Below are 13175 nucleotides of genomic sequence, written 5' to 3' on the forward strand. Positions count from 1 at the left end.
CCGTCCATGGCGCGCACCGTGTGGGACTCGACCGTCGGCAAGAAGACAGTGATGGCGGTCAGCGGTCTCGTCATGCTGCTCTACCTGGTCGCCCACATGATCGGGAACCTGAAGATCTACTTCGGGGTCGAGGAGTTCAACCACTACGCCCACTGGCTGCGCACGGTCGGCGAGCCGTTCATGCACTACGAGTGGACGCTCTGGCTGATCCGCGTCGTGCTGGTGGTCGCCGTCGTCGCCCACGCCGTCTCCGCGTACCAGCTCAGCCGCCGCGACATCAAGGCGCGGCCCAGCAAGTACGTGCACAAGAAGCCCCGTTCCAGCTACGCGACGCGCACCATGCGCTGGGGCGGGATCATCCTCGCCCTGTTCATCGTCTGGCACCTCCTCGACCTGACCACCGGCACCGTGCACTCCGGCGGCTTCGAGACGGGCAAGCCCTACCAGAACGTCGTGGACACCTTCTCCACCTGGTACGGCAACGTGATCTACATCGTCGCGATGCTCGCCCTCGGCCTGCACATCCAGCACGGCTTCTGGAGCGCCGCCCAGACACTCGGCGCCGGAAGCCGCACCCGCGACCGTGCCCTGAAGACGACCGCGAACGTCCTCGCGCTGGTGCTCACGATCGGCTTCATCGCCGTACCCGTGGGCGTCATGACCGGAGTGGTGAGCTGACATGACAACCTACGCCGACTACACGACCGGAGAGCCGGTCGCCGACACCAAGGCCCCCGCCGGACCCGTCAACGAGCGCTGGGACACCCGCCGTTTCGAGGCGAAGCTGGTCAACCCCGCCAACCGGCGCGGCAAGACCGTCATCGTCGTCGGCACCGGCCTCGCGGGCGGCTCCGCCGGCGCGACGCTGGCCGAACAGGGCTACCACGTCGTCCAGTTCTGCTACCAGGACTCCCCGCGCCGCGCCCACTCCATCGCCGCGCAGGGCGGCATCAACGCCGCGAAGAACTACCGCAACGACGGCGACTCGATCCACCGACTGTTCTACGACACCGTCAAGGGCGGCGACTTCCGCTCCCGCGAGTCCAACGTGCACCGGCTGGCGCAGATCTCGGTCGAGATCATCGACCAGTGCGTGGCGCAGGGCGTCCCCTTCGCCCGTGAGTACGGCGGACTGCTCGACACCCGCTCCTTCGGCGGTGTGCAGGTCTCCCGCACCTTCTACGCCCGCGGCCAGACGGGCCAGCAACTGCTGCTCGGCGCCTACCAGGCGCTCAGCAGGCAGATCGCGGCCGGAAACATCGAGATGCACGCCCGCACCGAGATGCTGGACCTGATCGTGGTGGACGGCCGGGCCCGCGGGATCGTCGCCCGGGACCTGATCACCGGGAAGATCGACACCTACTTCGCGGACGCCGTCGTCCTGGCCAGCGGCGGCTACGGCAACGTCTTCTACCTCTCCACCAACGCCATGAACTCCAACGCGACCGCCGTCTGGCGGGCGCACCGGCGGGGCGCCTACTTCGCCAACCCCTGCTTCACGCAGATCCACCCCACCTGCATCCCGCGCACCGGCGACCACCAGTCCAAGCTGACGCTGATGAGCGAGTCGCTGCGCAACGACGGCCGGATCTGGGTGCCGAAGGCCAAGGGCGACGACCGCCCCGCCAACAAGATCCCCGAGGACGAGCGCGACTACTACCTGGAGCGCATCTACCCGTCCTTCGGCAACCTCGTCCCCCGCGACATCGCCTCCCGCGCGGCGAAGAACGTGTGCGACGAGGGCAGGGGCGTGGGCCCCGGCGGCCAGGGCGTCTACCTGGACTTCGCCGACGCGATCAAGCGCATGGGCCGCAAGGCGGTCGAGGCCAAGTACGGCAACCTCTTCGACATGTACCAGCGGATCACCGACGAGGACCCGTACCGGGTGCCGATGCGGATCTACCCCGCCGTGCACTACACCATGGGCGGCCTGTGGGTCGACTACGACCTCCAGACCACCGTCCCCGGCCTGTTCGCGGTCGGGGAGGCCAACTTCTCCGACCACGGCGCCAACCGGCTCGGCGCCTCCGCGCTGATGCAGGGCCTGGCCGACGGCTACTTCGTACTGCCGGCCACCATCAACGACTACCTCGCCCGCAACCCCCACGAGGAGGACGTCGACGACGGCCACCCGGTGGTGCGGGAGGTGCTGGCCGAGACCGAGGACCGGCTGAACCTGCTGCTGTCCGTGGACGGCGACCGCACCCCGGACTCCTTCCACCGGGAACTGGGCGAGCTGATGTGGGAGTTCTGCGGCATGGCCCGCACCGACTCCGGCCTGCGCAAGGCCCTGGAGCGCATCCCGCAGATCCGCGAGGAGTTCTGGCGGCGCATCAAGGTCCCCGGCACCGGCGAGGAGTTCAACCAGTCGCTGGAGAAGGCCAACCGCATCGTCGACTACCTCGAACTCGCCGAGTTGATGTGCCTCGACGCGCTGCACCGCGCCGAGTCCTGCGGCGGCCACTTCCGCGAGGAGTCCCAGACGCCCGACGGCGAGGCGGCCCGCCGGGACGACGAGTTCGGCTACGCCGCCGCCTGGGAGTTCACCGGCACCGGCGACGCCCCCACCCTGCACAAGGAAGACCTGGTCTTCGAGTACGTCCACCCCACCCAGCGGAGCTACGCATGAAGCTCACCCTGCGCGTCTGGCGGCAGAAGAACGCCGACGCCGACGGCGCCATGTCCACGTACCAGGTGGACGGCATCTCCAGCGACATGTCCTTCCTGGAGATGCTCGACACCCTCAACGAGGAGCTCATCCTCAAGGGCGAGGACCCGGTCGCCTTCGACCACGACTGCCGTGAGGGCATCTGCGGTGCCTGCTCGCTGGTCATCAACGGCGACGCCCACGGCCCCGAACGCACCACCACCTGCCAGCTGCACATGCGGTCCTTCCAGGACGGCGACACCATCGACATCGAGCCGTGGCGGGCCTCCGCCTTCCCGGTCGTCAAGGACCTCGTCGTCGACCGCTCGGCCTTCGACCGGATCATCCAGGCCGGCGGCTACATCACCGCGCCCACCGGTGCGGCGCCCGAGGCCCATGCCACGCCGGTGCCGAAGCCGGACGCCGACCTCGCCTTCGAGCACGCGGAGTGCATCGGCTGCGGCGCCTGCGTGGCGGCCTGCCCGAACGGAGCGGCGATGCTGTTCACGTCCGCGAAGGTGAACCACCTGGGCGTCCTGCCGCAGGGCGCGCCCGAGCGCGAGACGCGGGTCCTCGACATGGTGGCCCAGATGGACGACGAGGGCTTCGGCGGCTGCACGCTCACCGGCGAGTGCGCGACGGCCTGCCCCAAGGGCATCCCGCTGGTCTCCATCACCAGCATGAACAAGGAATGGCTGCGGGCCACGCGCAAGGTGGCCAAGAAGTAGCACCCACGACGTTCGCCGACAGGTGCGGACGGACGGGGCCGGGAGAGGTGCTCCTCCCGGCCCCGTTTCGCTCGGTCGCGCCCGGCGCCCGGGAAGCGCGAGCGGGAGCCCGGCATTCAGGAAGCGCACATCCGCGCTCCCGGCAGTCGTCATGTGCAGTACAGCCGGCGTCGGAAGAACTGGGGCGGAGCCGTCCCCACGACCACCTCTCTCACGACCAGGAGAGCACCCATGACCGGCGTACTGACCGCTGACCGTCCCCCGAAGCCCGCCGCTCCCCGCCGCTACACCGTCAGCCTCGCCCGCGACGAGGACGACGTACGGGCCGCCCAGCGGCTGCGGCACGACGTGTTCGCCCGGGAGATGGGCGCGCTGCTGGCGAGCCCGCAGCCCGGGTACGACGTCGACCCCTTCGACGCCTACTGCGACCACCTGCTCGTGCGCGAGGAGACGACCGGGCAGGTCGTCGGGACCTACCGGCTGCTGCCGCCGGAGCGCGCCGCGGTCGCCGGACGGCTGTACGCGGAGGGCGAGTTCGACCTCACTTCCCTGGACGCGATCCGGCCCTCCCTGGTCGAGGTCGGCCGGTCCTGTGTGCACCCCGACCACCGCGACGGCGCCGTCATCGGACTCGTCTGGGCCGGCATAGCCCGCTACATGACCGACCGCGGCCACGCCTGGCTGGCGGGTTGCTGCTCGCTCCCGCTCGCCGACGGCGGGGCGCTGGCCGCCGGAGCCTGGGACCGGGTGCGGACCAAGCACCTGGCGCCCGAGGAGTACCGGGTACGGCCGCTGCTGCCGTGGGTTCCGCGCCCGGCGGCGCCCGCCGCCCGCACCGAGCTGCCGGCGCTGCTGCGCGGCTACCTCCGGCTGGGCGCCTGGGTCTGCGGGGAGCCCGCGCACGACGCGGACTTCGGCGTCGCGGACCTGTACGTGCTGCTGCCGATGAACCGGGTCGACCCGCGCTACCTGCGGCACTTCCTCTCGCTGGCCCCGGCCTGATGAGCGGCTGGCTGCCCGTGGCGCCCTGCACGCCCGCCGCGTGCGTGGAACGGACCCGGGCCGCGGCGGCCGTACCGCGGGCCGTGCTGCGCCTGACCGCGGTCGCCGTGCTGCTCCTCGCCGGGATCGCCGTCGTGCTGGCCCCCTCCGGCCTGCGGCGCAGGCTGCCCGCGGTCCTGGTGCGGCGCTGGTGCCGGTGGGTGGTGCGGGCCGCGGGCGTCCGGGTCCGCGTCACGGGAGCCGCCGTCCCCCGGGGCGGGCTGCTCCTCGTCGCCAACCACGTCTCCTGGCTCGACATCCCGCTGCTGGCCGCCGTACGCCCCGCGAGGATGCTGGCCAAGAGCGAGATCCGGCGCTGGCCCGTGGCGGGCGGGCCGACGGCGCGCGCCGGGGTGCTGTTCATCGAACGGGACCGGCCGCGGGCCCTGCCGGGCACCGTCGACGCGATCGCGCGGGCCCTGCGCGCGGGCGCCGCCGTGGCCGCCTTCCCCGAGGGCAGCACGTGGTGCGGTCGGGCCCACGGACCCTTCCGCCGGGCGGTGTTCCAGGCCGCCCTGGACGCCGGGGTGCCGGTCCAGCCGGTCCGGATCCGCTACCGGGCCGGGGAACGGGCGGTGAGCACGACGCCCGCGTTCGTCGGCGTGGACACGCTGCTCGCCTCCCTGTGGCGGGTGGCGTCATCGCGCGGACTGACCGCCGAGGTGGAGGTGCGGCCGGTCGTACCACCCGGCCGCCACCGTGACCGCCGTGCCCTGGCCCGGGCCGTCGAGTACGCGGTCCACGGTGACCAGGGGAAAGCACCTTCGAAAAGTATGTGTGCTTTGTGAGGTTTGTGCCGTTTCCGTACCGCTGGATGCGGACAACCGGAAAGCAGGCACTCGAAAGGAGGGTGATGGCAGATGATCACCCGTGAAGAGATCGCCAACGTCCTGGACCAACCGGTCTACGACGGTGACGGCAACAAGATCGGCGACGCGAAGCATGTCTTCTTCGACGACATGACCGGGCGCCCCGAGTGGGTGAGCGTCAAGACGGGCATGTTCGGCTCCACCGAGTCCTTCGTGCCCATCCGGGACGCCGCACTGGTGCAGGACCACCTCGAGGTTCCCTACGGCAAGGACCAGGTCAAGGGCGCGCCCTCTGTCGACGTCGACGCGGGCGGCCATCTGTCGGAGACCGAGGAGCACCGGCTCTACGACTACTACGGCATCAACTGGGACAGCGTGCTGTCCGAGGCCGAGCGCACCGACGACGGCCGCTCCGCCGCGGGACCGGGCGCGGCCGGAGCCGCGGGCGCCGCCGGAGCGGCGGGCGCGGCGGGAATGGCCGGCCGGACCGGCCAGGCCGGCGGGAAGGACATGCGCTCCGCGGCCGGCACCGGCGGCACCGCCGGGACCGCGGGCGGCATGACCGGCCGCAAGGGCGCCATGGAACGCGAGGGCATGCGCGGCGATCAGGCCATGACCCGCTCCGAGGAGCAGATGCACATCGGCGTCGAACGCCACGAGTCGGGCCGGGCCAGGCTGCACAAGTACGTGGTCACGGAAGAGGTCCAGCAGACCGTTCCGGTCACCCACGAGGAAGTGCGCGTGGTGCGCGAGCCCATCACGGACGCCAACCGTGACGAGGCCATGGCCGGGCCGGAGATCAGCGAGGCCGAGCACGAGGTCACGCTGCACGCGGAACGCCCCGTCGTGAAGACGGAGACGGTGCCGGTGGAGCGCGTCCGGATGACCACGGAGGAGCTCACGGAGAACGAGACGGTGCGCGGCCAGGTCCGCAAGGAGCGCATCGAGGCCGAGACCGAGTCCTTCACGGAGGACGAGGCGGGCCGGGGCGGCAAGCGGCGGGGCCGCGAGTGACCGTCCCCCGTCGTCAGCGCGGGACCGTGCGCCGGTGAACGGACTTCACCGGCGCTTCCCGCCGTCCAGGGCCCGCGCCAGATAGGGCGCGGTGGCACTCTCCCGGGCGCGCGCCACCTCGGCCGGCGACCCCGCGGCGACGATCCGGCCGCCCGCGTCCCCGCCGCCCGGCCCGAGGTCGATCACGTGGTCGGCCCCCGCCACCACAATCATGTCGTGCTCGACCACGACCACCGTGTGCCCGGCGTCCACCAGACCGTGCAACTGGCGCATCAGCACCTCGACGTCGGCCGGGTGCAGACCGGTCGTGGGCTCGTCGAGCAGATACAGGGTGTGGCCGCGACGGCCCCGCTGCAGCTCGCCGGCCAGCTTGATGCGCTGCGCCTCGCCCCCGGACAGTTCGGTCGCGGGCTGGCCGAGCCGCAGGTAGCCCAGACCGACGTCCAGCAGGGCGGCCAGGGCGCGGGCCACCACCGGCGTGTCCGCGAAGAACTCCGCCGCGCCCTCCACCGTCAGGTCCAGTACCTCCGCGATGTTCCGTCCCCGGTAGGTCACTTCGAGCGTCCGAGGGTTGTAGCGCGCCCCGCCGCAGTCCGGGCACGGGGCGTACGTACTCGGCAGGAACAGCAGCTCGACGCTGACGAAACCCTCGCCCTGGCAGGTCTCGCAGCGCCCTCCCGGCACGTTGAAGGAGAACCGGCCCACGCCGTAACCGCGCTCCCGCGCCCGGTCGGTGCCGGCGAAGACCTTGCGCACCACGTCGAACAGGCCCGTGTAGGTGGCGAGGTTGGAGCGCGGGGTGCGGCCGATCGGCCGCTGGTCGACCGAGACCAGCCGGTCCACCCCCGGCAGGTCCTCGGTGACCTCGCCGACCAGCGTCGACTTCCCCGAGCCCGACACGCCGGTCACCGCGGTCAGCACCCCGAGCGGGAACCGCGCGGTCACCTCGCGCAGGTTGTGCCGGGTCACCGGACCGACCGTCACGGTGCCGCGCGGGGTGCGCGGGGTGCGGGCGGGCGCGGGGGAGCGGTCGAAGAGGTGACGGGCGGTGGCGGACTCCGCGACGCGGGCCAGCCCGTCGACCGGGCCGCTGTACAGCACCCGCCCGCCGTGCTCCCCGGCCAGCGGACCGACGTCCACGATCCAGTCGGCGCCGCGCATCACAGCGAGGTGGTGCTCCACCACGAACACCGAGTTGCCGGCCGCCTTCAGCCGTTCGAGCACCGTCAGGAGCGCCTCCGTGTCCGCCGGGTGCAGTCCCGCCGAGGGCTCGTCGAGGACGTACACGACGCCGAACAGCCCGGAGCGCAGCTGGGTCGCGAGGCGCAGCCGCTGCAACTCGCCCGCCGACAGGGTGGGGGTGGGCCGGTCCAGGCTGAGATAGCCGAGTCCCAGCTCCACGACGGGCGCGATCCGGGAGGTGAGGTCCTCGGTCAGCACCTTGGCCGTCTCGCCCTCGGTCGGCAGCAGGCCGGGCAGCTCGGCGAGCGGCAGCGCCGCCAGCTCGGCGACGCCGCGGCCGCCGACGGTCACCGCGAGCGCCTCGGCCCGCAGCCTGCCGCCGCCGCACACCGGGCAGGGCTCGCTCGTCAGGAAGCGCTCCGCCTTCGCCCGCAGCGTGGCGCTCTTCGAGTCCGCGAACGTCTTCAGCACATAGCGCCGGGCACTCGTGTACGTGCCCTGGTACGGCCGCTGGATGCGGCCCGCGTCCCGCACCGGGTGGACCGTGACCACCGGCTGCTCGTCGGTGAACAGGATCCACTCCCGCGCTTTCGCGGGCAGCTCGCGCCAGGGCCGGTCCACGTCGTACCCGAGCGCGTCGAGCACGTCCCGCAGGTTCTTGCCCTGCCACGCGCCCGGCCACGCGGCGATCGCCCCGTCCCGGACGGACAGCGACGGGTCCGGGACCAGCAGTTCCTCGGTCGTGCGGTGCACCCGGCCGAGCCCGTGACACTCCGGGCAGGCCCCGGCCGCCGTGTTCGGCGAGAACGCGTCGGAGTCCAGCCGCTCGGCGCCCGCCGGGTACGTGCCGGCCCGGGAGAAGAGCATCCGCAGGGAGTTGGAGAGGTTGGTGACCGTCCCGACCGAGGAGCGGGACGTCGGCGTCGCCCGCCGCTGCTGGAGCGACACTGCGGGCGGCAGCCCGGTGATCCCGCCGACCTTGGGCGCGCCGACCTGGTGGATCAGCCGCCGGGCGTAGGGCGCGACCGACTCGAAGTAGCGCCGCTGCGCCTCCGCGTAGACCGTCCCGAAGGCCAGCGACGACTTCCCCGATCCGGAGACGCCCGTGAACACCGCCAGCACGTCCCGGGGGACGTCCACGTCGACGCCCTTGAGATTGTGCTCGCGGGCGTCGCGCACCCGGACGTACGGGTCGTGGGGGCTGTGCATCGCGGGGGCTCCGTACGGTGGGTGGGACAAACCCCGCGATTCTACGCCGGGGCGCCGAGCGGCCCCGTACCGGTGACCCGGGCGAGCCGCCGGTAGGAGTCGAGCAGCGCGGCACGGTCGGACGTGCTGGTGGTGACCAGCACCTCCTGTGCGCCCGTCTCCTTCACCAGCGTCTCCAGTTCGTCGGCGACCTGCTCCTCGGTGCCGGTGATGTGGCCGGCGAGACCGGCCTCGTACAGGTCGCGCTCCTTGCCGGTCATGGTCCGGGCCTCGACCTCCTCGGCCGTCGGCAGCGGCGGGAAGGAGCCCCGCGTGCGGGCCTCGGCCATGGACCACGCCTCCGGGACCAGGAGCCGCCGGGCCGCCTCGGGCGTGGCGGCCACCGCGACGGTGCCGGAGACGACGACGTACGGCTCCGGGCTCCACTCGGAGGGGCGGAACGCGGCGCGGTAGCGGTCGATGCCGCGCCGCATCCGGTCCCGGTCGCGCAGGTCCCCGATGACCATCGGCAGGCCCGCACGGGCGGCGACGGCCGCGCCCTCGCCCATGGCCAGCACGAACGGCGGTACGGTCAGCCCCTCCGCGGGGCGCGCGTGCACGCCCGTGGGCGAGGTGCCCCGGAACCAGCCGAGCAGCTCGGCCAGTTGCGCGTCGAAGTCCTCGGCGTCGTCCTTCTCCCGGCCCAGCGCCCTGCGCACGCCGTCGGTGAAGCCCACCGAGCGGCCGAGCCCCATGTCGATCCGGCCGGGGAAGAGCGACTCCAGCACGCCGAACTGCTCGGCGACCACCAGCGGCCGGTGGTTGGGCAGCATCACGCCCCCGGTGCCTACCCGGATACGGCCCGTGGCCCCGGCCACCGCGGCCGCGAGGACGGTCGGCGCCGAGCCGGCCACTCCGGGCACGCCGTGGTGCTCGGCCACCCAGAACCGGTGGTAGCCGAGCCGCTCGGCCTCCCGGGCCAGCCGCACGGTGTCGCGCAGTGCCTCCCCGGCACTGCGGCCCGCCCGGATGCGGGAGCGGTCGAGGACGGAGAAGCGGATGGTGTCGAGTACAGAGGTCACATGGACTTCAACGCCCGCACACCGCACAGATTCCCGGCGGCGCGCCCTAGGCTGGGCGGGTGAGCGACAGCAGTGGGCCCCCGGTGGCCGTGTTCGACCTGGACAACACCCTCGCCGACACCGCGCACCGGCAGCGGTTCCTGGAGCGCAGGCCTCGTGACTGGGACGCCTTCTTCGCCGCCGCGCCGCACGATCCGCCGCTCGCGGAGGGCATCGCGCTGGTGCGGGAGAGCGCGAAGGAGTGCGAGATCGTCTACCTCACCGGACGGCCCGAGCGCTGCCGGCGCGACACGCTCGACTGGCTGGCCGCGCACGGCCTGCCGGACGGTGCCGTGCACATGCGCGGCAACACCGACCGCAGGCCCGCCCGGCGCACCAAGCTGGAGATCCTGCGGCGGCTCGCGCGGACCCGTGAGGTCCGGGTCCTGGTGGACGACGACGAGTTGGTCTGCGACGACGCCGAACGGGCCGGAATCCCCGTGCTCCGGGCACGCTGGGCGGCCCGGTCGGCCGAGCTGCGCGTGGCGCAGGAGCGCGAGGGCCGCACCTGAGGGACGTGGTCGCCGCGGGGGGCTCCGGGGGCGTCAGTCGGACTCCTCCAGGCGGAAGCCGAGCTTGAGCCCGACCTGCCAGTGCGCGACCTGCCCGTCCTCGATCTGGCCGCGCACCTGCGTCACCTCGAACCAGTCCAGCTTGCGCAGGGTCTGCGAGGCGCGCGTGACGGCGTTGCGGACGGCCTGGTCGACGCCGTCGGGCGAGGTGCCGACGACCTCGGTGACCCGGTAGGTGTGGTTCGACATGCGGTGCTCCCTTCCACGGGGCAGCGGTGTGCCCTGCGTCACTCCACCGTGCCCCAAGACGGGACGGAGCGCGAGGCATCGGCCTTCGGGGTGGAAACCCTCCGGTACCTCCCCTTGACCTTTGTAATGGTCCATACCAAAATCCCAGACACCCGTTCGAGCCTCGGGCTCGTCCCCCACGTCGGGTCTCCCTTCGCGTGTGCAGGACCCTCCTGCCCGCGCCCTCTGTTCGTCAGTCAGAAGGACCCCTCGTGAGACGTCGCCTCCTCGCCCTTGTCTGTGTGTCCGCCACCGTGCTCAGCGGCTGCGGCCTGATCTCGCAGGACGGCGGGAGCGAGCGGCACACTGTCACCGTGTGGCTGATGAAGGACAGTGCCTCGCAGGACTTCCTGAAGCGGTTCACCGAGGGCTTCGAGGCCGACCACCCCGACCTCGACCTGGACGTCCGCATCCAGGAGTGGACCGGGATCGGCGACAAGGTGCAGGCCGCGCTGAAGGCCGACGGCACGGACGGCCCCGACGTCATCGAGGTCGGCAACACCCAGGTCCCGCAGTACGCGGAGGGCGGCAGGCTGCAGGACCTGACCCTGGAGTCGATGCGCGACTGGGGCATCCGCGACTGGCTGCCGGGTCTCGCCGAACCGGGGCAGTGGATGTCCCAGCAGTTCGGCATCCCCTGGTACGCCGCCAACCGCGTCGTCATCTACCGCAAGGACCTCTTCGAGCAGGCCGGCGTGGGCGAGCCGCCCCGCACCCGCGAGGAGTGGCTCACCGCCACGGAGAAGCTCGACAAGAACGGCGGCCAGGGCATCTACCTGGCCGGCCAGGACTGGTACACGCTCTCCGGGTTCATCTGGGACGAGGGCGGCGAACTCGCCACCCAGGAGGGCGACGGCGGCGTCTGGACGGGTTCCCTGGACTCCGCGGCGGCCCTGCGCGGCATGGACTTCTACCGCGAACTGCAGGCCCTGGGCGACGGCCCGGTCGACGCCGACGAGGAGCATCCGCCGCAGGCCGGGGTCTTCGCGAAGGGGCAGGTCGCCCAGATCATCGCGGTGCCGGGCCAGGCCCAGTCCATCCTGCGCGAGAACCCCGAACTCAAGGGCAGGATCGGCTTCTTCCCCGTGCCCGGCAAGAGCGCCGACAAGCCCGGCGCCGTCTTCACCGGCGGCTCCGACCTCGTCGTCCCGAAGAACACCGACCAGGAGGACGGTGCCCGTGCCGTGGTCGAGGCGCTCGTGAGCACCAAGTGGAACACCGACCTGGCCCGCACCATGAACTACGTGCCCAACAAGAAGTCGCTCGCCAAGGACGTCTCCGGCGAGGAGGGGATCGAGGCCATGGCGGCCGGCGCCGCACAGGGCCGGGCGACCCCCGGTACGCCCCGGTGGGGCGCGGTGGAGGCGGACAACCCGATCAAGGAGTACATGACGAACGTGCTCAAGGGGGCGAAGGCGAAGTCGGAGGCCCAGAAGGCCTCCGACCGCATCACCGAACTGCTGGACGTCAACACGCGCTGACCGACGGGTGCCGGGGCGCGGGCCGGCGCCCCGGACTCAGCGCGCCACGCTCAGCGACAGGGCGAAACGCTCCTCGCCGTCCGTCCACCAGTGGGCCAGGTCGAGACCGGCCGCCGCCAGCTCGGCCCGCACCCCCTCCCGCCGGAACTTCGCGGACACCTCGGTGCGCAACTCCTCCCCGTCCGCGAAGTCCACGGCCAGGTCGAGCGCCTGGATCTTCACGGTCTGCGCGGTGCGCGAGCGCAGCCGCATCTCGATCCACTCCTGCTCGGCGTTCCACAGCGCCACGTGATCGAAGGCCGCGGGCGCGAAGTCGGCCTCCAGCTCGCGGTTCACCACGGACAGCACGTTCTTGTTGAACTCGGCCGTCACCCCGGCCGCGTCGTCGTACGCGCGGACCAGCACCCCTTCGTCCTTGACCAGGTCCGTGCCCAGCAACAGGGTGTCGCCCGGGGCGAGCAGGGAGCGCACGGAGGCCAGGAACCCGGCGCGTTCCCCGGGCAGCAGATTGCCGATGGTGCCGCCGAGGAAGGCCACCAGCCGGGGGCCCGGTGTGTCGGGCAGCGTCAGCCCGGCCGTGAAGTCGGCGATCAGCGCGTGCACCTGGAGGCCGGGGCGCTCGGCGACGAGCGCCTGTCCGGCCTGGGTGAGGGCGCTCTCGCTCACGTCGACCGGCACGTAGCCGCGCAGCCCGTTTTGCCCGGTGAGCGCGTCGAGCAGCACGCGCGTCTTCTCCGAGGAGCCGGAGCCCAGCTCCACCAGGGTGCGGGCACCGGTCGCCGCCGCGATCTCCCCGGCCCGGTCGACGAGGATCTCCCGCTCGGCCCGGGTCGGGTAGTACTCGGGCAGCGCGGTGATCGCCTCGAACAGTTCGCTGCCCCGCGCGTCGTAGAACCACTTCGGCGGCAGCCACTTGGGCGTGCCCGTCAGGCCCGCCAGGACGTCGGCGCGCAGGGCGGCGTCCGTGGCGTCCTCGGGCAGCGTCCGGGTCAGACGGAACTGGCTCACGTGCGGGGCTCCTTCGCAGAGACGAAAGCGTCGGTCGGGCCGAGGGCGGGGGCGGTGGTCCCGCCCGGGTCCTTGAGCGGGGTGAGCCGCACGTCCGTGCGGCTCGCCGTGAGCAGAGTGCGGTCGGGGACCTCCTGCCAGTGCGGGTCGTCGTCG

The 13175-nt window shown here is 72.3% G+C and carries 12 protein-coding genes and 1 pseudogene; 8 read left to right on the plus strand and 5 right to left on the minus strand.

Going from position 1 to position 13175, the window contains the following annotated elements; all coding sequences use genetic code 11:
- Positions 1 to 6: 6 nt before the first annotated feature.
- The 6 genes from ACH4D3_RS38805 to ACH4D3_RS38830 all read left to right on the plus strand — a co-directional run bounded on the left by ACH4D3_RS38805 (position 7) and on the right by ACH4D3_RS38830 (position 6239).
- The gene (locus tag ACH4D3_RS38805) at positions 7 to 678 is read left to right on the plus strand and encodes a succinate dehydrogenase (RefSeq protein WP_398332503.1); all 672 of its coding nucleotides are present in this window, start codon (positions 7 to 9) and stop codon (positions 676 to 678) included.
- Position 679: 1 nt separating this feature from the next.
- Positions 680 to 2629, plus strand: coding sequence for a fumarate reductase/succinate dehydrogenase flavoprotein subunit (locus ACH4D3_RS38810; protein WP_398332488.1), 1950 nt, complete (start codon positions 680 to 682; stop codon positions 2627 to 2629).
- Complete coding sequence (locus ACH4D3_RS38815) at positions 2626 to 3375, plus strand: succinate dehydrogenase/fumarate reductase iron-sulfur subunit (RefSeq protein WP_398332489.1); 750 nt, start codon at positions 2626 to 2628, stop codon at positions 3373 to 3375. The genes ACH4D3_RS38810 and ACH4D3_RS38815 overlap by 4 nt, the downstream gene beginning before the upstream one ends.
- A gap of 231 nt (positions 3376 to 3606) precedes the next feature.
- Entirely contained in the window at positions 3607 to 4377 is a 771-nt protein-coding gene (locus tag ACH4D3_RS38820) for a GNAT family N-acetyltransferase (RefSeq protein WP_398332490.1), read from the plus strand.
- Positions 4377 to 5204 carry a lysophospholipid acyltransferase family protein gene (locus tag ACH4D3_RS38825; protein ID WP_398332491.1) on the plus strand — a complete coding sequence of 276 codons (828 nt, stop codon included), beginning with the start codon at positions 4377 to 4379 and terminating at the stop codon, positions 5202 to 5204. Before ACH4D3_RS38820 ends, ACH4D3_RS38825 begins: the two co-directional genes overlap by 1 nt.
- A gap of 72 nt (positions 5205 to 5276) precedes the next feature.
- Positions 5277 to 6239, plus strand: coding sequence for a DUF2382 domain-containing protein (locus ACH4D3_RS38830; protein ID WP_398332492.1), 963 nt, complete (start codon positions 5277 to 5279; stop codon positions 6237 to 6239).
- 45 nt (positions 6240 to 6284) lie between these two features.
- Here the strand turns inward: ACH4D3_RS38830 and ACH4D3_RS38835 are convergent, their stop codons facing one another.
- Positions 6285 to 8630 (minus strand): ATP-binding cassette domain-containing protein, encoded by a 2346-nt coding sequence (locus ACH4D3_RS38835; RefSeq protein WP_398332493.1) that lies wholly within the window; start codon positions 8628 to 8630, stop codon positions 6285 to 6287.
- 41 nt (positions 8631 to 8671) lie between these two features.
- On the minus strand, positions 8672 to 9691 hold the full coding sequence (locus ACH4D3_RS38840) for an LLM class flavin-dependent oxidoreductase (RefSeq protein WP_398332494.1): 1020 nt from the start codon (positions 9689 to 9691) through the stop codon (positions 8672 to 8674).
- A gap of 59 nt (positions 9692 to 9750) precedes the next feature.
- On the opposite strand from ACH4D3_RS38840, the gene ACH4D3_RS38845 reads away from it, so the two are divergent.
- Positions 9751 to 10242, plus strand: coding sequence for a hypothetical protein (locus ACH4D3_RS38845; RefSeq protein WP_398332495.1), 492 nt, complete (start codon positions 9751 to 9753; stop codon positions 10240 to 10242).
- 33 nt (positions 10243 to 10275) lie between these two features.
- Here the strand turns inward: ACH4D3_RS38845 and ACH4D3_RS38850 are convergent, their stop codons facing one another.
- Complete coding sequence (locus tag ACH4D3_RS38850) at positions 10276 to 10491, minus strand: dodecin (RefSeq protein WP_016325534.1); 216 nt, start codon at positions 10489 to 10491, stop codon at positions 10276 to 10278.
- Between the two features lie 251 nt (positions 10492 to 10742).
- On the opposite strand from ACH4D3_RS38850, the gene ACH4D3_RS38855 reads away from it, so the two are divergent.
- Entirely contained in the window at positions 10743 to 12011 is a 1269-nt protein-coding gene (locus ACH4D3_RS38855; RefSeq protein ID WP_398332496.1) for an extracellular solute-binding protein, read from the plus strand.
- Between the two features lie 36 nt (positions 12012 to 12047).
- On the opposite strand, the gene egtD is transcribed toward ACH4D3_RS38855, so the two are convergent.
- A complete protein-coding gene (gene egtD / locus ACH4D3_RS38860) occupies positions 12048 to 13019 on the minus strand; it encodes an L-histidine N(alpha)-methyltransferase (RefSeq protein WP_398332497.1) in 972 nt (323 codons plus the stop codon).
- Positions 13016 to 13175: pseudogene (locus ACH4D3_RS38865) on the minus strand (class II glutamine amidotransferase); the annotation flags it as partial. The pseudogene ACH4D3_RS38865 and the gene egtD, both read right to left, overlap by 4 nt.

It is taken from the genome of Streptomyces sp. NPDC018026 (assembly GCF_044327745.1).
Lineage (GTDB): Bacteria > Actinomycetota > Actinomycetes > Streptomycetales > Streptomycetaceae > Streptomyces > Streptomyces rubrogriseus.

Bases quoted from the DNA above. Each gene is read 5' to 3' on its own strand.
- ACH4D3_RS38825 (WP_398332491.1), top strand. From the start codon at position 4,377: ATGAGCGGCTGGCTGCCCGTGGCGCCCTGCACGCCCGCCGCGTGCGTG.
- ACH4D3_RS38850 (WP_016325534.1), bottom strand. From the start codon at position 10,491: ATGTCGAACCACACCTACCGGGTCACCGAGGTCGTCGGCACCTCGCCC.
- ACH4D3_RS38830 (WP_398332492.1), top strand. From the start codon at position 5,277: ATGATCACCCGTGAAGAGATCGCCAACGTCCTGGACCAACCGGTCTAC.
- ACH4D3_RS38805 (WP_398332503.1), top strand. From the start codon at position 7: ATGGCGCGCACCGTGTGGGACTCGACCGTCGGCAAGAAGACAGTGATG.
- ACH4D3_RS38815 (WP_398332489.1), top strand. From the start codon at position 2,626: ATGAAGCTCACCCTGCGCGTCTGGCGGCAGAAGAACGCCGACGCCGAC.
- ACH4D3_RS38820 (WP_398332490.1), top strand. From the start codon at position 3,607: ATGACCGGCGTACTGACCGCTGACCGTCCCCCGAAGCCCGCCGCTCCC.
- ACH4D3_RS38835 (WP_398332493.1), bottom strand. From the start codon at position 8,630: ATGCACAGCCCCCACGACCCGTACGTCCGGGTGCGCGACGCCCGCGAG.
- ACH4D3_RS38810 (WP_398332488.1), top strand. From the start codon at position 680: ATGACAACCTACGCCGACTACACGACCGGAGAGCCGGTCGCCGACACC.